This is a genomic window from Burkholderia sp. L27(2015) (assembly GCF_009765705.1).
Taxonomy (GTDB): domain Bacteria; phylum Pseudomonadota; class Gammaproteobacteria; order Burkholderiales; family Burkholderiaceae; genus LMUX01.
Map to the genome: position 1 here is coordinate 534,193 of NZ_LMUX01000017.1, position 17,499 is coordinate 551,691.

Genomic DNA, 17,499 nt, shown 5'->3' on the forward strand with positions numbered 1-17,499 from the left:
GACAGCCCCCGCTTCATCAGCTTGCATATAGTCATTTAACTACAGGACAACTAAACATGTACGCCATAACTGGGATTAGCGGCCAGGTGGGCGGCGCCGTCGCACGCGCCTTGTTGGGTGCTGGCCACGCGGTCCGCGCCGTGGTGCGCAGTGCCGACAAAGGTGCGCCATGGGCCACCTTGGGTTGCGAAATCGCGATTGCGACCAACACGGATGTCGCCGCCATGACCAAGGCCTTCTCGGGCGTGGAAGGGGTGTTCGTACTGATGCCGCCCACCTACGATCCCGAACCCGGTTATCCGGTGACGATCGAGGCTAACGCTGCGGTACGTGCCGCGTTGCTCGCCGCGCAACCGCCCAAGGTGGTGGTGTTATCTACCGTTGGCGCGCATCTGAAACAAGAGAATTTGCTGAACAACCTGAAGATGACCGAAGAAAGCCTCGGCGATCTCCCGTTGCCGATCGCCTTCCTGCGCGCCGCCTGGTTCATGGAAAACGCGTCGTGGGACCTGGCTGCGGCGAAGACCGGCGTCATCCCCAGCTTCCTGCAGCCGCTCGACCACGCGATCGGCATGGTGGCGACCGAGGATATCGGTCGCACCGCAGCCGACTTGCTGCGCGAAACATGGACCGGCGCCCGCGTTGTTGAGCTGGAAGGCCCACGCCACTATTCGGCGAACGACATCGGCGCGAGCTTTGCTGCGGCATTTGGCCACGCAGTACGGATGGAGCCGGTTCCGCGCGACCAATGGGAAGCGCTATTCCGTTCGCAGGGAGCCAAGAACCCGATCCCGCGCATCCAGATGCTCGATGGCTTCAATGACGGATGGATGGTGTTTGAAGGCGGCTCGGTGGAATCCCGCAAGGGGCAAACCACCCTGGAGCAAGCGTTGAAAGCGCTGGTTACCGCGTCCTCCTGATCGCGTTTCATTAGATCACTGCGTTAGATCAAGCCGCCGCGACCCTCGACAGGTCGTGGCGCTTCCTTATTTTCTTTCTCTGCTTCCAACATTTCTGCCTGCTAGAATCGGTGCGGTTTCCCGTGCACCGTGCGCGTGACGTGGCGCGTGACGTTGGTGAGCGAGCCGAACGCGACCATCCTATAGCTCGTTCGACTCGTTCGCCAATTCGTTTCCACCTCATGTTCCACCCCGCTCAGGCTTATCAGGCCCGAACGCTTCCAGGATCGATACTTGAGTACGCCAACCTCACGCACCGATACACCCGCCGCCCCGCCGCCGATGAAAGGCGGTCAATTGATCCTCGCCACGTTCGCGGTCGCGCTGGCCACGTTCATGGTCGTGCTCGATTCGTCGATTGCGAACGTCGCCATCCCGACGCTCTCGGGGGACCTGGGCGTTTCGATCGATGAAGGCACCTGGGTCATTACCGTATTTGCCGCGTCCAATGCGGTCGCAGTACCGCTCACCGGCTGGCTGACGCAACGGCTCGGACAGATCCGTCTGTTCGTGGGCGCGATCGTGCTGTTCGTCATGGCCTCATTGCTGTGCGGGCTCGCCCCCAACCTGACCGTGCTGCTTCTCGCGCGCGTTCTGCAAGGCCTGGTAGCCGGCCCATTGATTCCCCTATCGCAGGCAGTGCTGCTCGGCTCGTACTCACGCGAGAAGGCGTCGATGGCGCTGTCCTTATGGGCCATGACGGCCGTGGTCGGCCCGATCGCCGGGCCGGCGCTCGGCGGCTGGATCACCGACAGCTACAGCTGGTCATGGATTTTCTATATCAACATCCCCGTCGGCTTGTTCGCGGCAGCCACGGTCTGGATGCTGTATCGCAAGCGCGAAACCGCCGTCAAGAAGCTGCCCGTCGATTCGGTCGGGCTCGGTCTGCTCATCGTCTGGGTAGCGGCGTTACAGATCATGTTGGACAAAGGCCGCGATCTCGACTGGTTCAATTCGTCGACCATCATCGTGCTGGCGATCGTCGCGGTGGTCGGCTTCGCTGCGTTCTTCATCTGGGAAATTACCGAGGAGCATCCCATCGTCGACCTCTCACTGTTCAAGAGGCGTAATTTCACGGGCGGGACGATTGCGATATCGATCGGTTATGGTGTGTTCTTCGGCAACCTTGTCTTGCTGCCCCAGTGGATGCAGGAGTACCTCGGCTACCGCTCCATCGATGCGGGCCTCGTCACGGCGCCATTGGGAATCTTTGCGGTAATTTTGGCACCTGTGATCGGACGGATCTTGCCGCGCTCCGATGCGCGTGTCATGGCCACCGCCGCCTTTATATGCTTCGCGTTCTGCTTTTACCTGCGCTCGAACTACACGACTTACGTCGACACCTGGTCGCTCGTGTTGCCCACGCTGCTGCAGGGTATCCCGATGGCGCTCTTTTTCACCCCGCTGACGGCGATCGTTTTATCGGGCCTGCCGCCCGAGAAAATCCCTGCCGCTGCGGGCCTCTCGAACTTCGCGCGGATTTTCTGCGGCGCGATCGGCACGTCGATCGCCGGCACGGCATGGAACAATCGCACGATCTTGCATCATGCGCGGCTCACCGAAGTCGCGAATGCGTATAACCCCATCTATACCCAAAGCGTAAGCTCGCTGCAGTCGCAGTTCGGTGTGAACGCCGATACGGCGCGGGCGATGTTCAGCGCCAGCCTCGACAATCAAGCTGCGATGCTCGGGCTTAACGATGTGTTCTGGGCGTCGGCGCTGATCTTCCTGATGATCATCCCGATCATCTGGGTCACGCGTCGCGGCAAGCCAGGCGCAGGCGGTGCGGCTGCCGCGGCCGGGGCGCATTGAGTGGGCGCATCGATAGGCTTACGCTGACCGGCTCCTGGCCGCAGCCACGCGATCGGCAGATAACAGCACGAGCGCCGTAAGCGCGGCTATCGCAGCGACGAAGAACGCCGCCGGCAACCCATACATCCGCGCCACGAATCCGGAGCCTGGGCCCGCCACCGCAAGCCCGAGATCGAAGCACGCCAGATAAGCGCTGATCACCAGCCCGCGGTTTTCGCTCGGCACGCGCTTGAGCGCCTGCACGCCCAGCGACGGAAAAACCAGGGAGTAGCCGATGCCCGTGACGGTCGCACCCGCAAGCGCCATCATCGGCGACGATGCCATCCAGATCGTCAGCAAGCCGATCGCTTCCACGAAAAGCGATACCGCACCCGTGGGGTATCCGCCGATTCGATCCGGCAAACCACCGAACAAAAGCCTCACCGCAAGGTAGGACAAGCCAAAACTGGTCAGCGCGATACCGGCGCTGGACCAATTCTCCATCTGATAGCGCAAGGTCAAGAATGCGCCCAGGGTGCCTATGCCTGAGGACGCCAACGCCATGCCCAACCCGGGGGCCCAGATCGTGTGCAACACTCGCAGGAACGATAGGCGCGGCCCCGTGTTCGTCGACTTTATATCTGGCCATCTGAGCGTGAGCAACGCGCCCAGCAGTGGCGATACGACAGCGCAGGCGGCAACCGCGTCGAATCCACCCAAGCGATAGATTAACAAGCCGAACGGCGCACCGGCGGCAAGCGCCCCGTACATGGCAATGCCCGACCACGCCATCGCGCGTCCAGCGTGCGCTTGACCCACCCGCGAAATGCTCCAAGTCGAAAGCGCCGTGATAAACAGGCTTTCCCCCAACCCCAAGACCAGGCGTGCGCCGCCCAGCAGGCACACGCTCAGCAACCCGTGCGACGCAGTCGCGGCGGCAACCAGATAAAGCACGCCTGCGCCTGACGCGCTGGCGAATCCAAACATTGCCGTGCGCTTGGGCCCTCGCGTATCGCATGAACGGCCCGCAGTCTGCCGTGTGAGCAGCGTGGCAAGCGATTGCAGGCCGATCACGCAGCCGACGACGAACGGGCTAAAGCCAAGAACGTCGTGCACATAGATCGACAAGACCGGCAGCGGAATCCCGATTGCAAGAAAGCCTAGAAAGTTTGCGGCGGTAAACGGAATCAACGTCCGCACAACGGGGGTTTGCTGGGTCATGCACGCGTTGCCACATTAGCCCGAGCGGCCCGAGTCGTTATGCGGTCGCGCGAAGGCGTGCAAGCGCTGCCGAAAGTGCGCGTCGAAGATAAGCGATCCATGCCATTGTTTCCCATCGTTAATGAAGCGACCTGACTAGCCTATCGGCCGGCAAAACAACCGGCAGCTTGCCATCTTTTCTCAACTCGTGCCAAATGACGGACCGGTAAGGTTCGCCATGACATGCCTACTTGGCGGAGCCCCGCGGGCATTAACGATCTAATGTCACGAGTGTTATGACGTCATGACGCTTCAAATGCCGGCTTGCACTCGATATGCTGGCTTACGTCAATTCAAGGAAATCTCATGGACAAGCTGCAGACACAAGGAATCAGTTTTGCACGCCTGGGCTTCGGTACGTTTCGCATGCAGGGCGATGTTTGTCGCACGGCCGTCGAAAGCGCACTGGAGCTGGGCTACACGCATATCGACACGGCCGCCATGTATGGCAACGAAGAGGCCGTCGGCGCGGCGCTCGCGTCCTCGTCGATCGCACGCTCGGACCTGCATATCACGACCAAGGTCTGGCACGATCAGCTCACGCCCGACGCGATCCGCGCATCGCTCGACACGAGTTTGAACAAACTACAACTCGATTACGTGGATCTCTTCATGGTGCACTGGCCGGCCGCCGAGATGAATCTGCCCGCGATCTTCGAGACGCTTGCGAAGCTGAAAGCCGAAGGCCGCACCCGTGCCATCGGCGTGTGCAACTTCACGCTCCCTCTGCTGCGAACGGTCGTGGACGACATCGGCGCTCCAATCGCGTGCAATCAAATCGAATACCACGTGCTGCTCGACCAGACGCCTATACGCAGTTACCTCGCGAGCAAAGGCATTCCGATCGTGGCCTATTGCCCCTTGGCGCAGGGCACGCTTGCCGAGAACCCCGCGCTGATCGCGATCGGTGCCAAACACGGCGCCAGCCCGGCGCAAGTGGCGCTCAAATGGCTGCTCGACCAGGACGGCGTCGCCGCAATTCCCAAAGCACAGCGCGCCTCAAGCCAAAAAGCCAATCTGGAAGCGCTGAAGCTCGAACTTGACGATGATGACCGTCGAACCATCGCCGCATTGCCCAAGGATCAACGCTTCGTCAAACCGCCGTTTGCTCCGGCTTGGGACTGATGCGGGACTGCTTCGGGTCAGATATGGGACTGAACGATTGAGCTACGAGTAATTTAGAGATAGCATGGGCTCCGGTTAATTCATGACAAAGGAGCATCGCCATGCCGTTCGACGAGCGCATGTTAAACGGTATGGGCGTGTTATCGGCGATCGTCGACAGCGGCAGTTTTGCAAGCGCCAGCGAGACGCTAGGCATGTCGCAGTCGGGTGTGAGCCGTTCGGTGGCACGGCTCGAGGCGCGGCTCGGCATCCGCCTGTTCGATCGCACCACACGCTCCGTCACCCTGACCGACGAAGGCCGACGCTTCTATGAACAGATCGTGCCCTTGCTCGGTGGCCTTGAAGAAGCAGCAGCCTCCGCGGCACAGGGTGCCACCACAGTGCGCGGCCGCTTGCGCGTCAATGTCGATCCCTTCTTTTCACGGCTGGTGCTCGGGCCACGCCTCGGCGCATTCGTGGAGAACCATCCGGACCTGCAACTCGAACTCGTCACCCGGGATCAGCTTGGCGACATGGTTGCGGATGGCTTCGATTTGGCCGTGCGCTTCGGCGAGCCACGCGAGTCCACGCTGATCGCTCGAAAGTTGCTCGACACACGCATCGTGACGGTCGCCTCGCCGTCGTACCTGAAGAAGTTCGGGCGGCCCGTGGCGCCTGCCGATCTGGAAGGCGGGCACCATGTGTGCATCAAGTTCCGCGACTCGGAAACGACACAGCCTTACCCTTGGGAATTTCATCGTGGCCGCAAGAAATTGATCGTGCCGGTGCGCGGCCGTCTGGTCGTCAATGACGTCGGCACGATGCACGGCGTTTGTCTGGCCGGGCATGCCATCGCGCAGATCATGGAACTCGGCGCCGAACAGTTGCTGACCAGCGGACGACTCGTCGATATCTTCCCCGATTGGCCCGACGAGCGCTTTCCCCTATACGCGCTCTATCCTTCCCGACACCACCCCTCCGCCAAGGTCAAAGCATTTTTCGATTTCATCGTTTCGCTCAGTGGGACGGCCTCTTAAGGACCGACGCTGCGAGCAATCTCCAATCGCCTTCGGTCACACGATTGCGCTGTTCGAAGACGCTGAGGCACTCGTCCAGAAAGCCACGCGCATGTCTAGACATCAAACACGATGAGTCTTCCCTCATATGTGTGACTCATATGCGTAGCTCATAAGCGTGATCCATCGCGACTCATCGACTCGGTAAACGATTCCCTTCTCTAATCGCAACAATGAATTGCGCCAATCAGGGTTTATACCTAGAGATTAGCGGCCTACTATTCGTTGGTAGACAGAAATTTGAATTTCAAGTTTTAAATTTCAAGTCCCAGTCCAATTGGAGAAAAACGATGAACACCAAATATTTCGCTAATGTAATTTCCGCCGCAGCTCTCGTGGGTGTGACCGCCCTGTTCGCCGGCAACGCCTCGGCTCAGACCGCCCAACAAGCACCGGTTACGCGCGCTCAAGTCAAGGCCGAACTGGTCCAGCTGGAAGCAGCCGGCTACCAGCCAGGTGGTGACGACGTGTACTACCCGGCAGACATCCAGGCAGCCGAACAACGTGTGCAAGCCGCGAAGGCAGCTCGCCAGACCGCTGCTGCGTCCGTGGCCTACCCGGAAAACGGGCAGCAAACCAGCCAGCAATAATTTGCAGGTTTGAAGCACGGCGCGCTTTATAGCGACGCGGATAGCGACTGGAGTAGCGGCTTGAATAGCGACTTCGGTCAGCACTTCCGGGTAAGCTAGATGCACCATGCTGGACAAAGGCACGCTTGTATAGCGTGCCTTGTCATGTGTGGGCCCTCAACGTTCAAGTTGCGCCGCGAGCACCTCAGCCAGATGTTGCGCGCGGCGGCCATCCAGATTCTTGATCTGGGAACGGCAGCTAAAGCCGTCGGCGACCAGTGTGTCGCTTGGGGCCACCCGGGCCAGCGCCGGCATCAGTTCGAGCTCCCCAACCCTCGCCCCGACCGCGGCCGTTTTCTCGTGGTATCCAAAAGCGCCGGCCATGCCGCAACAACCGGTATCGAGCACATTCGCGCCCAACGCTTTTTCCGCGGCCGTCCCGCCGCACGCTTTCTGGTGACAATGCGCATGAATCTGCACTTCGTCGGCCTGGGGTATCGCCATGTTCATGCTTTTGGCGAATTCCGCGATGGTGATGACTCGCTTGGCCAGCAGCGCGGCACGTTCGTCCTGCGGCAATATGCTCGGCAACTCGTCCCTGAACACCGATAGACAACTCGGTTCCAGCACCAGAATCGGCACGTCGACCGCCAAGGCCGGCGAGAGAATATCGAGGATCTCGACCAGATTTTGCCGCGCTTCGCTCAATAACCCCGAGTCATACAAGGGCCTGCCGCAGCAGACATGCCTGCGTGTCACAACCGCCTTGCGGCCGCTGGCTTCGACCACCCGCACGGCCGCTTCGAGAATGGCGGGGCTAAAGCCGTTATTGAACGTGTCGGTCCATACAACCACATGGCCGGAATCGAACTGCTCGGGCCAACGACCGATCAGTCGTTTGGCAACCGCACTCGCCCGGAATGTTTGCGACGCGATCTGCGGGAATTTGACCTCTGGCGCCAGACCAAACCATTTTGCCGCCTTGCGTGCGTAGCGATTGCCCATCAAAAAATTGACGGGCCCGCTCAAACGTGTCGCCAAAGGCAGCCAGTCACCCAGCTTGGCGATGGAGAGATCCATGAGGCTGCGCCGGTGCGTCCGATAGTAGCGCGACAGAAACTCGCTGCGATATTTCGGAATGTCGACATGAGTCGGGCAATCCCCCTTGCATCCTTTGCAGGCCAGGCACATGTCGAGCGAGTCTTTCATCGCGTCGTCGTCACGGCCTTCGAGCAGCACTTCCCCGCGCAGCATCTCGAAGAACAAGCGCGCCCGTCCACGTGGCGAATACAGCTCCTCCCGAGTGGCTTTGAAGCTCGGACACATCGTGCCGCCTTCGAGCGAGCGGCATTTACCCATGCCGACGCAACGCTCGATTTCGCGGGCGAACGCGGTGCCATCTGCGTGCTTATCGGCGCGGCCGCCCGCGGGCGCATCGCCGCCAAACGCGAAAGTGGTTTGCGCCTCGCGTCGCACATAGTCAGGCCCCAGCCTCAGATTGGCATCGACCGGCATCGCATCGATCAGCTTACCGGGGTTGAGCAAGCCTTTCGGATCCCACAGCGCTTTGAAATCGCGAAACGCCTGCATCAGTTCAGGCGTATACATCAGGTGCAGAAACTCGCCCTTGGCCTGCCCATCGCCATGCTCGCCCGAGAGCGAGCCGCCATACTTCACCACCAGCTTGGCGGCTTCCTCGAGAAACTTGCGCCAATCGTTCAGACCTAGCTGCGAACTTAAGTCGAAGGTGATCCGTGCGTGTATGCAGCCATCGCCGAAGTGTCCATAGAGGTTGGTGCGATAACCGAAGCGTTCGACCAACGCGGCGAATTCGCGCAAATAGCTGCCAAGCTTGGCAGGTTCGACCGCCGCATCCTCCCATCCCACCACGGGATCGGGCCGGTCGGGATCCTCGGAGCGCGAAGTGGCCGAGGCGCCGGTCTCGCGTATCGACCACAGGCGTTGCATCAGTGGCCCCTCGACCAAGCGCATGCTCGGGCGCCCGACCAATTCGGGAGTCGCGGCCACCAGCCGGCCGGCCCGGGCCCTGACCTCCTCATCGCTCGTGGCGCCAAACTCCACCATCAACCATGCATTACCGGCTGGTAGCTCAGCAATGTCATCGAGGCGCAGTCCCAAACGCTTGAGGCCGCCGATGATGCCGTAGTCCAGCCCTTCCATCGCAATCGGCTCGAGCGGCAGCAGTTGCGGTACGGAATCCGCGGCCTCGAAGATGTTGTCGAAGCCCAGCACCACCAACAGCCGGTGCGTCGGATTCGTAATCAGCCGGGTTTTCGCATGCAGGACGTTGACGCAGGTGCCCTCGCTACCGACCAACGCACGTGCAATGTTAAAACCATTCTCGGGTAGCAACTGGTCCAGGTTGTAGCCCGAGACGCGCCGCTTGATCGTCGGAAAGCCCTGCCGAATCGCGTCCGCATGCTTCGTGGCCAGCGCCTTGAGACCGGTTACGATCTGCGCGCGCCGCCCTCCGGCCTGCACATGCTCCGCGAACGTGGCGTCGTCGGTGGGCCCGACCCAGAAGCGCTCGCCATCAGCCGTAAGAATCTCGAGCTGCTCGATGTTCTCAACGGTCTTGCCCGCCATGACGGAATGGGCGCCGCAAGAATTGTTGCCTATCATGCCGCCAAGCGTGCAGCGGGTATGGGTCGCTGGGTCGGGCCCGAAGGTCAGCCCCTCTTTGGCGGCGGCAGCCTTCAACTGATCGCAGATCACGCCAGGCTGGACCGTCGCCACGCGCCGTGCCGCATCGACCGATACCACCTGATTCAAATATTTCGAATGATCGATGACGATCGCCGCGTTGACCGACTGCCCGCACATTGACGTGCCTGCCCCCCGCGGCACGATGGGCACGTCGTACTCGTTGCATAGACGTACCGTTGTTACGAAATCGTCAACAGTCCGAGGAATCACGACGCCTATCGGGACCTGCCGGTAATTGGACGCCTCCGACGCGTAAGCCGCTCGTGTGGCCGCGTCAAACCGCGTTTCCGCGGTCGTTTGCCGGGCGAGCCGATCGCGCAACAGCATCATGTTGTTCAGATTCGAGCCGGGCTTGGCGGGGAGCTTGGTAGCGGGCTGAGAAGCGGGCTGAGAAGTGGGCTGAGAAGCGGGCTTAATAGCAGGCTTAGTAGCGGCCGTGGTGTCAGGCTTGACGTCGGCCTTGGTGTCGGATGGGTTCATCTGTGCGTCCTCTTTTGTCCTGCTCTGGGGCGGCTAATTACCGGGGAACTGGCCCACATCTTGCCCTTGATTCGTCAGGAAGCCAACATTTTGGCGGTGCATCCGCAGCGGCTCACTATTTCGGTCAGATCCACGTGTGTGTGGAATTTCTGCAGCAGCATTTCGCCGCAACGGAAAAGAAGGTCCTTGCCAGCCTCGCCTAGGCACTCACATTATGCGATTTTCTTCATAAGCCCTTCCAATTTTTTTAATGAATTGCGCTAATTCTAACTTCCTATACTGTAGCGCCGCGGGCTTATGCATTACCCTCAGAGTAGCGGTCTGTGCCCCATCCTGGCACCGGCCCGACCGCACCTCAGCACTTCAAAGGGAGTCACACCATGAAATACGTGAAACTTGGCCGCACCGGCATCGACATCTCGCACCTATGTCTAGGCTGCATGAGTTATGGCGTGCCGGAGCGTGGCACCCATCCGTGGGTGCTCGACGATGCGCAGGCACGTCCCTTCATCAAGAAAGCACTCGATCTCGGCATCAACTTTTTCGACACGGCCAACGTGTATTCCGACGGCACCAGCGAGGAAATCGTGGGCCGCGCGCTCAAGGATTTTGCGCGCCGCGATGAGATCGTGCTTGCGACCAAGGTGCACGGCCGCATGCACAAGGGGCCTAACGGCGCCGGTTTGTCTCGCAAGGCGATCATGGCCGAGATCAATGCGAGCTTGCGGCGCCTGGGTACCGACTATGTCGACCTCTATCAGATTCACCGTTGGGACTACGACACGCCCATCGAAGAAACCATGGAAGCGCTCCACGATGTGGTCAAAGCCGGCAAGGCACTCTACATTGGCGCATCGTCGATGTTTGCGTGGCAATTTTCCAAGGCGCTCCATGTTGCAAAAGACAACGGCTGGACCCGCTTCGTCACGATGCAGAATTACGTGAACCTGTTGTACCGTGAGGAAGAACGTGAAATGCTGCCGCTGTGCGAAAGCGAAGGCATAGGCGTGATTCCCTGGAGTCCTCTGGCTCGCGGCCGGCTGACCCGCGACTGGGATACCGCCAGCGCGCGCGCCGAGACCGACGAATTTGGCCGTGGGCTCTACGCCGCAACCGAAGCCGCCGACCGCAAGATCGTCGAACGTGTCGCCGAAATTGCAGCCGCGCGTGGTGTACCGCGTGCACAGATAGCGCTGGCATGGGTGCTGCAAAAGCGGGCAATCACCGCGCCGATCGTCGGTGCGACCAAGCCCCAGCACCTCGACGACGCGGTCGCGGCATTGTCTATCGAATTGAGCGCCGAGGAAATCGGCAAACTTGAAGAACTGTACGTGCCACATGCTGTTACGGGCTTTAAGTAATCAGAGCATATGCACATATAATGACCCGCGATGCTGGAATCAGCTTACAGGCTGTAAGCCCGAGCAAGCCCGAATTCACCAGCCTGAAAACGATTCCAGTAACACCGGGTAATTCTTGGTAAGACGACAATAATGTTTTTTGCCTATTGTCGTTTCACAATATTTATTCTCGCTCTACTATCACGATCCGGTGGATCGACAAGCCTGTGCTCCGAGCAAGGAGCGCGCCAGGCTAGGTCGGGATCGCGGGGATTGGTTCGTCACGCAACGCTCAACTTTCTGGAAATCGCATGCTCGGCATAGTTCGCGTCGCACTGAAGCGGCCCTATACGTTCGTCGTACTCGCGCTACTCGTGCTTATCGTCGGACCGCTCGCGGCAATACGTACCCCGACCGATATTTTCCCCGATATCCGCATCCCGGTCATCAGCGTGGTGTGGCAATACACCGGGCTGCCGCCCGATCAGATGGCGGGGCGCATCACCTCGCCGTTCGAACGCACGCTCACCACCACGGTCAACGACGTCCAGCACACCGAAGCGGAATCGATCGGCGGCTTCGGCATCATCAAGATTTTCTTCCAGCCCGGCGTCAATATCAGTAACGCCAACGCGCAGGTGACCGCTGTCTCGCAGACCCTGCTCAAGCAGCTGCCGCCCGGCGCCACCCCGCCGCTGATACTGAACTACAACGCGTCGACCGTACCTATCATCCAGCTTGCATTGTCGGGCAACGGACTCTCCGAGCAGCAATTGGGCGACATTGGGCTTAACGCGCTGCGCCCATTCCTGACGACCGTCGCCGGCGCGTCGATCCCCTACCCGTTCGGCGGCAAAAGCCGCCAGGTGCAGATCGACATCAATCCTTCGGCACTGCAGGCATACGGCTTGTCTGCCCAGGATGTGGCCAATGCACTCGCGGGGCAGAACCTGATCACACCGATCGGCACGCAAAAGATCGGCTCGTACGAATACACGATGCAGTTGAACAATGCACCGTCCGAACTCCAGTCGCTGAGCAATCTGCCGATCAAGACCGTGAACGGCACGAACGTGTACATCCGCGATGTGGCGACGGTACGTGACGGTTCACCGCCGCAGACCAACATCGTGCACGTGGACGGCAACCGCTCGGTACTGCTGACCGTGCTCAAGAACGGCGCGGACTCCACGCTCGGGATCATCAGCGGTATCAAGCAGCAGGTTGCCTCGGCGCGCAATTCGCTGCCCACCAATCTGCACATCGACCCAATCGGCGATCAGTCGCTGTTCGTGCGTGCAGCGATCAGCGGTGTCGCGCGCGAGGGCATCATCGCTGCGGCGCTGACCAGCCTGATGATCCTGCTGTTTCTCGGCAGTTGGCGCTCGACGATAATTATCGCGACCTCGATTCCGCTCGCGATCCTGGGTTCGATCATCACGCTCTCGGCGCTCGGCGAGACCCTGAACATCATGACGCTCGGCGGCCTCGCGCTCGCGGTCGGGATTCTCGTGGACGACGCCACCGTCACCATTGAGAACATCAACTGGCACCTCGAGCACGGCAAGGAAGTCGAGACCGCGATTCTCGACGGTGCCGCGCAGATCGTTACACCCGCCTTCGTTTCGCTGCTGTGTATCTGTATCGTGTTCGTGCCGATGTTCTTCCTCGATGGCGTGGCACGCTTCCTGTTCGTGCCGATGGCCGAGGCGGTGATGTTTGCCATGATCTCGTCGTTCATCCTGTCGCGTACGCTGGTGCCGACCATGGCCAAGTACCTGCTCAAGCAGCACGTGCATGTCGATCCGCAAACCGCACCGCGCTCACGCAATCCGCTGGTGCGTTTCCAGCGCGCGTTCGAGGCGCGTTTCGAGCGCGTGCGCGCCGGCTATCACGGCCTGCTCGAACTCGCGCTGCAAACCCGCAACCGGACTCGTTTCATCAGCGGCTTCCTCGGTTTCATCGTGGTGTCGTTTGCGCTGGTGCCGTTCCTCGGCCGCAATTTCTTCCCTGACGTGGACGCCGGCCAGATCCTGATGCATGCTCGCGCACCGGTCGGTTTGCGCGTCGAACAGACCACGCAGATTTTCGCCGCGATCGAGCGCGATATCCGACAGGTCATTCCGCCCGATGAAATGGGCACGATGGTCGACAACATCGGCCTGTCGGTCAGCGGTATCAACACCGCTTACAACAATACCGGCACGATCGGTTCCTCAGACGGCGACGTACAGATTTCGCTCAAGGAGGACCATCGCCCGACCGCCGAATACGTGCGCGAATTGCGCGAACGCCTGCCGCGCGATTTCCCGGGCGTAACGTTCTCATTCCCACCGGCGGACATCATCAGCCAGATTCTCAACTTCGGCTCGCCGGCGCCGATCGATTTGCAGGTACGCGGCAATAATCTGCCGGCCAACTTCGCGTATGCCGATTTGCTGCTGCGCGATATTCGCCGCATACCGGGCGTGGCCGATGCCCGTATCGCCCAATCGCAGGAAAATCCGGGCTTCCAGATCGATGTCGATCGTACCCGCGCGCAGTTGCTCGGCCTCACCGAGCGCGACGTCACCAACAGCCTCGTGGTCAACCTGGCCGGCTCCAGCCAGGTGGCGCCGACCTACTGGCTGAACCCGGCCAATGGCATTTCCTATCCGATCGTGATGCAGACGCCGCAATATCAGTTGGCTTCGCTGGGCTCACTGAACAACCTGCCGATCAGCGCAAGCGGCGGCGGCGCCGCCGGCGGCAATGCCCAGATACTCGGCGGTCTCGCCACCGTGAAACGCTTCGGCAGCAACGCGGTGGTCAGCCAGTACAACATCCAGCCGATGGTCGAGATTTTCGCCACGACGCAGGGCCGCGATCTGGGCGCCGTGTCGGCCGATATCAACAAGGTACTTGCGGCCCATGCGAGTACGCTGCCACGCGGCACCACCACCGCGCTGCTGGGCCAGGTGCAGACCATGAACAGCGCGTTCACCGGCATGCTGCTCGGACTGCTCGGCGCAGTGGTGCTGATCTACCTGCTGATCGTAGTGAACTTCCAGTCGTGGGCCGATCCGTTCGTGATCGTCACCGCGCTGCCCGCAGCACTCGCCGGCATCGTCTGGATGCTATTCGCGACACACACCACGATGTCGGTGCCGGCGCTGACCGGCGCGATCATGTGCATGGGTGTGGCAACCGCGAATGCGATTCTGGTGGTGAGCTTTTGCCGCGAACGCTTGGCCGTGCACGGCGACGCCGTGAAAGCGGCCGCCGAGGCCGGCTTCACACGCTTTCGCCCGGTGTTGATGACGGCTCTATCGATGATCATCGGTATGGCGCCGATGGCACTCGCACTCGGCGAAGGTGGCGAACAAAACGCGCCGCTTGGCCGTGCCGTGATCGGCGGCTTGATATTCGCTACTGTCGCAACGCTGTTTTTTGTTCCGGTAGTGTTCAGCATTATCCATTCACGTTCCGGCAAGTCGTCTGCGCCGGCTGCAGTTCCCGGAGAACCCGCTCATGTCGTCTGAACCCATGTTGCCCGTTGCGGCGCCCAGTCGCCGCCTGCGTGTTGCAGGCATCGTAGGCGGTGTGGCCGCCATCCTGATCGTGGCGGCAGGCATCGCCACGCGTGCCGCCGACAACCGGCAACTGCGCACCTGGACCGATGCGCAAGCCGAGCCCACCGCCCAAGTCTCGACACCGCAGCGCGCGGCCAACGGCGCGACGCTCCAGTTGCCCGGCCGCCTCGAAGCCTTCTCGCGCGCGCCGCAATTCGCGCGCGTCAGCGGCTACCTGAAGTCGTGGCGTGTCGATATCGGTGCTCACGTGAAGGCCGGCGAATTGATGGCCGAAATCGAAACGCCGGATCTGGACCAGCAATTGCTGCAAGCCCGTGGCGATCTGGCCAGCGCCCAAGCCAACTCGTCGCTTGCCGAATCGACCGCGAAACGCTGGCAGTCGATGCTGGCTTCCGATTCGGTGTCGCGTCAGGAAGTCGACGAACGCACCGCCGATTACACCGCCAAGCAGGCGCTCGTGCAGGCCGCCAAAGCCAACGTCGACCGGCTGGTTGCGACCAAGGGCTTCGCACGCATCGTCGCGCCGTTCGACGGTGTGGTCACGGCACGCGAAACCGATGTGGGCGCGTTGATCAATGCCGGCAGCGGCACCGGCAGCGGCCCGGAGCTGTTCGTGGTCTCGGATGTGAACAAGCTGCGCGTGTATGTGCAGGTTCCGCAAACCTATGCGCCGACGATCCGCCCGGGCGCCACCGCGCAACTGAGCGTGCCGGAATATCCGGGGCGTAGTTTCCCGGCCACGGTAACGGCGCTGGCGGACTCGATTAACGCCGCTTCCGGTACGACGCTGGTGCAACTACTGGTCGATAATTCCACCGGCAAGCTGCTGCCCGGTGGTTTTGCCGACGTGCGCTTCACCCTGCCGGTCAACCAGCAGGCGCTGCGCGTGCCGGCCAGCTCACTGGTGTTCGATCAGAACGGTCTGCGCATCGCGACGGTCGGCCAGGACGATCGCGTTACGTTCAAATCGGTGACCATTTCCCACGATTTCGGTGAGACCGTGGAAATCGGCTCAGGGCTAACGCCTGAAGATCGCATCATCAACAATCCGCCCGATGGCCTGAACGATGGCGACCGCGTGCGGGTTGCCGCGGCTGCCAGCAATGGGGCGAAGCCTCATGCGTAGTCGCTCGATTCCCGTGCTGCTGGCAGCAGCACTTGGGGTCGCCGGATGTTCGCTGGCGCCCGACTATCATGTGCCACCTGCGCCGATCGCCAGCGCGTACCAAACCACCGCACCGTGGGGCGCCGCGCAGCCGTCCGATCAATTGCCGCGTGACGGATGGTGGCAAGCCTATCGGGACCCCGAACTCGACGACCTGCAAAAACGCCTGCTCGCCAATAATGCCGACCTGAGCGCCGCGCTCGCGCACTATCAACAAGCACGCGCGTTTGTCGATGCGGCGAGCGCCAGCCTGTTCCCGACGTTGAGCGCAATCGCCAATCCGCAAAGCGATCGCGAATCCAATACACGGCCGCTGCGTAGTGCAACCGGGCCGAGTACTTACAACTCGGTCACGCTGGGCGGCGAACTGGACTATGAGGTGGACTTGTGGGGCCGCGTGCGCGACAGCGTAGCCGCCAGCAAGGACGAAGCGCAAGCGACCCAGGCCGATCTGGCCTCGGTGCAGCTCAGCCTGCAGACGCAATTGACCGACAGCTATGTGCAGTTGCGCGGGTTCGATCAGCAGGACGCCCTGCTGAACCAAACCATCGCGGCGTTCGGCCGGGCGCTGGAACTCACGCAGTCGCTGCATACCGGCGGCATCGTGTCGGAGCTCGACGTGGCGCGCGCACGCACGCAGTTGGCGTCGGCCCGTTCGCTGTTGTCGCAAACCGTGGCGCAACGATCGCTGACCGAGCATGCGATCGCGGTTTTGGTCGGGGCATCGGCATCGCAATTCAGTCTGCCGGCGCAGACGGCTTCGTTCACGTTGCCTGTTACACCGGTAGGCGTGCCGTCCACATTACTGCAACGCCGACCCGACATCGCGGCCGCGGAGCGCCGTACCGCAGCGGGCAATGCCAAGATAGGCGTGGCACGCACCGCCTACTTCCCGTCGCTCACACTCAGTGTGCAAGGCGGCGATCAAAGCAGCACGTATGAGGATTTGCTGGGCGCGTCCAACCTGTTTTGGGCGGCCGGTCCGATACTGGCGGGCTATATTTTCGATGGTGGCCGACGCGCGGCTGGCGTGGCCTCCGCCAAAGCGGCAGAGAATGAAGCCGGAGCGCGTTATCGCAGCGTGGTGTTGAATGCATTTCAGCAGGTCGAGGACAACCTGACGTTGTTGACCGATCTGGGCACCGCGTTAGGTGACCAGCGCGACGCCGCCAATGCGGCGCAGCAAGCGCTCGATCTGGCGCTGGACCGGTATCGCCATGGCGCCGTCGGCTATCTCGACGTAGTACAGGCGCAAACCGCCTGGCTCGACGCTCAGCGCAGCGTGCTGGATTTGCAGACGCGTCAACTTCGCGCCGACGTGCAGTTGGTCCGGGCCTTGGGCGGAGGCTGGTCGAGCGACCAGCTCGCCGATGCTCCGCCGGCAGCATCGTTGCAGTCTGCGCAGTCCACGGCGCCGTTGCCACCCCAGCCGACCCAGCCGCAGCAAGGTGGTTAG

At 61.3% G+C, this 17,499-nt stretch carries 11 protein-coding genes; 9 read left to right on the top strand and 2 right to left on the bottom strand.

The window, feature by feature from the left end:
- Positions 1-56: 56 nt before the first annotated feature.
- Positions 57-920, top strand: coding sequence for an NmrA family NAD(P)-binding protein (locus GSQ77_RS15950; protein WP_158903704.1), 864 nt, complete (start codon positions 57-59; stop codon positions 918-920).
- A gap of 321 nt (positions 921-1,241) precedes the next feature.
- Positions 1,242-2,771 carry a DHA2 family efflux MFS transporter permease subunit gene (locus GSQ77_RS15955; RefSeq protein ID WP_158903948.1) on the top strand — a complete coding sequence of 510 codons (1,530 nt, stop codon included), beginning with the start codon at positions 1,242-1,244 and terminating at the stop codon, positions 2,769-2,771.
- 18 nt (positions 2,772-2,789) lie between these two features.
- Here GSQ77_RS15955 and GSQ77_RS15960 read toward each other — a convergent pair whose 3' ends face one another.
- Positions 2,790-3,971: an MFS transporter gene (locus GSQ77_RS15960; RefSeq protein ID WP_158903705.1), complete on the bottom strand. Its 1,182-nt coding sequence runs from the start codon at positions 3,969-3,971 to the stop codon at positions 2,790-2,792.
- Between the two features lie 345 nt (positions 3,972-4,316).
- Between GSQ77_RS15960 and GSQ77_RS15965 the strand changes: the two genes are divergently transcribed.
- The 3 genes from GSQ77_RS15965 (at position 4,317) to GSQ77_RS15975 (ending at position 6,780) form a co-directional block, all read left to right on the top strand.
- Entirely contained in the window at positions 4,317-5,135 is an 819-nt protein-coding gene (locus tag GSQ77_RS15965) for an aldo/keto reductase (protein ID WP_158903706.1), read from the top strand.
- A gap of 101 nt (positions 5,136-5,236) precedes the next feature.
- Positions 5,237-6,151, top strand: coding sequence for a LysR family transcriptional regulator (locus GSQ77_RS15970; RefSeq protein WP_158903707.1), 915 nt, complete (start codon positions 5,237-5,239; stop codon positions 6,149-6,151).
- Positions 6,152-6,480: 329 nt separating this feature from the next.
- On the top strand, positions 6,481-6,780 hold the full coding sequence (locus tag GSQ77_RS15975; RefSeq protein ID WP_158903708.1) for a DUF4148 domain-containing protein: 300 nt from the start codon (positions 6,481-6,483) through the stop codon (positions 6,778-6,780).
- Between the two features lie 156 nt (positions 6,781-6,936).
- On the opposite strand, the gene GSQ77_RS15980 is transcribed toward GSQ77_RS15975, so the two are convergent.
- A complete protein-coding gene (locus GSQ77_RS15980) occupies positions 6,937-9,966 on the bottom strand; it encodes an FAD-binding and (Fe-S)-binding domain-containing protein (protein ID WP_158903709.1) in 3,030 nt (1,009 codons plus the stop codon).
- Between the two features lie 380 nt (positions 9,967-10,346).
- On the opposite strand from GSQ77_RS15980, the gene GSQ77_RS15985 reads away from it, so the two are divergent.
- The 4 genes from GSQ77_RS15985 to GSQ77_RS16000 all read left to right on the top strand — a co-directional run bounded on the left by GSQ77_RS15985 (position 10,347) and on the right by GSQ77_RS16000 (position 17,499).
- On the top strand, positions 10,347-11,327 hold the full coding sequence (locus GSQ77_RS15985; protein ID WP_158903710.1) for an aldo/keto reductase: 981 nt from the start codon (positions 10,347-10,349) through the stop codon (positions 11,325-11,327).
- Between the two features lie 290 nt (positions 11,328-11,617).
- Positions 11,618-14,827 carry an efflux RND transporter permease subunit gene (locus GSQ77_RS15990; RefSeq protein ID WP_158903711.1) on the top strand — a complete coding sequence of 1,070 codons (3,210 nt, stop codon included), beginning with the start codon at positions 11,618-11,620 and terminating at the stop codon, positions 14,825-14,827.
- On the top strand, positions 14,817-16,004 hold the full coding sequence (locus GSQ77_RS15995; RefSeq protein WP_158903712.1) for an efflux RND transporter periplasmic adaptor subunit: 1,188 nt from the start codon (positions 14,817-14,819) through the stop codon (positions 16,002-16,004). Before GSQ77_RS15990 ends, GSQ77_RS15995 begins: the two co-directional genes overlap by 11 nt.
- On the top strand, positions 15,997-17,499 hold the full coding sequence (locus GSQ77_RS16000; RefSeq protein ID WP_158903713.1) for an efflux transporter outer membrane subunit: 1,503 nt from the start codon (positions 15,997-15,999) through the stop codon (positions 17,497-17,499). Before GSQ77_RS15995 ends, GSQ77_RS16000 begins: the two co-directional genes overlap by 8 nt.

Bases quoted from the DNA above. Each gene is read 5' to 3' on its own strand.
- GSQ77_RS15990 (WP_158903711.1), top strand. From the start codon at position 11,618: ATGCTCGGCATAGTTCGCGTCGCACTGAAGCGGCCCTATACGTTCGTC.
- GSQ77_RS15995 (WP_158903712.1), top strand. From the start codon at position 14,817: ATGTCGTCTGAACCCATGTTGCCCGTTGCGGCGCCCAGTCGCCGCCTG.
- GSQ77_RS15960 (WP_158903705.1), bottom strand. From the start codon at position 3,971: ATGACCCAGCAAACCCCCGTTGTGCGGACGTTGATTCCGTTTACCGCC.
- GSQ77_RS16000 (WP_158903713.1), top strand. From the start codon at position 15,997: ATGCGTAGTCGCTCGATTCCCGTGCTGCTGGCAGCAGCACTTGGGGTC.
- GSQ77_RS15965 (WP_158903706.1), top strand. From the start codon at position 4,317: ATGGACAAGCTGCAGACACAAGGAATCAGTTTTGCACGCCTGGGCTTC.
- GSQ77_RS15980 (WP_158903709.1), bottom strand. From the start codon at position 9,966: ATGAACCCATCCGACACCAAGGCCGACGTCAAGCCTGACACCACGGCC.
- GSQ77_RS15950 (WP_158903704.1), top strand. From the start codon at position 57: ATGTACGCCATAACTGGGATTAGCGGCCAGGTGGGCGGCGCCGTCGCA.
- GSQ77_RS15975 (WP_158903708.1), top strand. From the start codon at position 6,481: ATGAACACCAAATATTTCGCTAATGTAATTTCCGCCGCAGCTCTCGTG.
- GSQ77_RS15970 (WP_158903707.1), top strand. From the start codon at position 5,237: ATGCCGTTCGACGAGCGCATGTTAAACGGTATGGGCGTGTTATCGGCG.
- GSQ77_RS15955 (WP_158903948.1), top strand. From the start codon at position 1,242: ATGAAAGGCGGTCAATTGATCCTCGCCACGTTCGCGGTCGCGCTGGCC.
- GSQ77_RS15985 (WP_158903710.1), top strand. From the start codon at position 10,347: ATGAAATACGTGAAACTTGGCCGCACCGGCATCGACATCTCGCACCTA.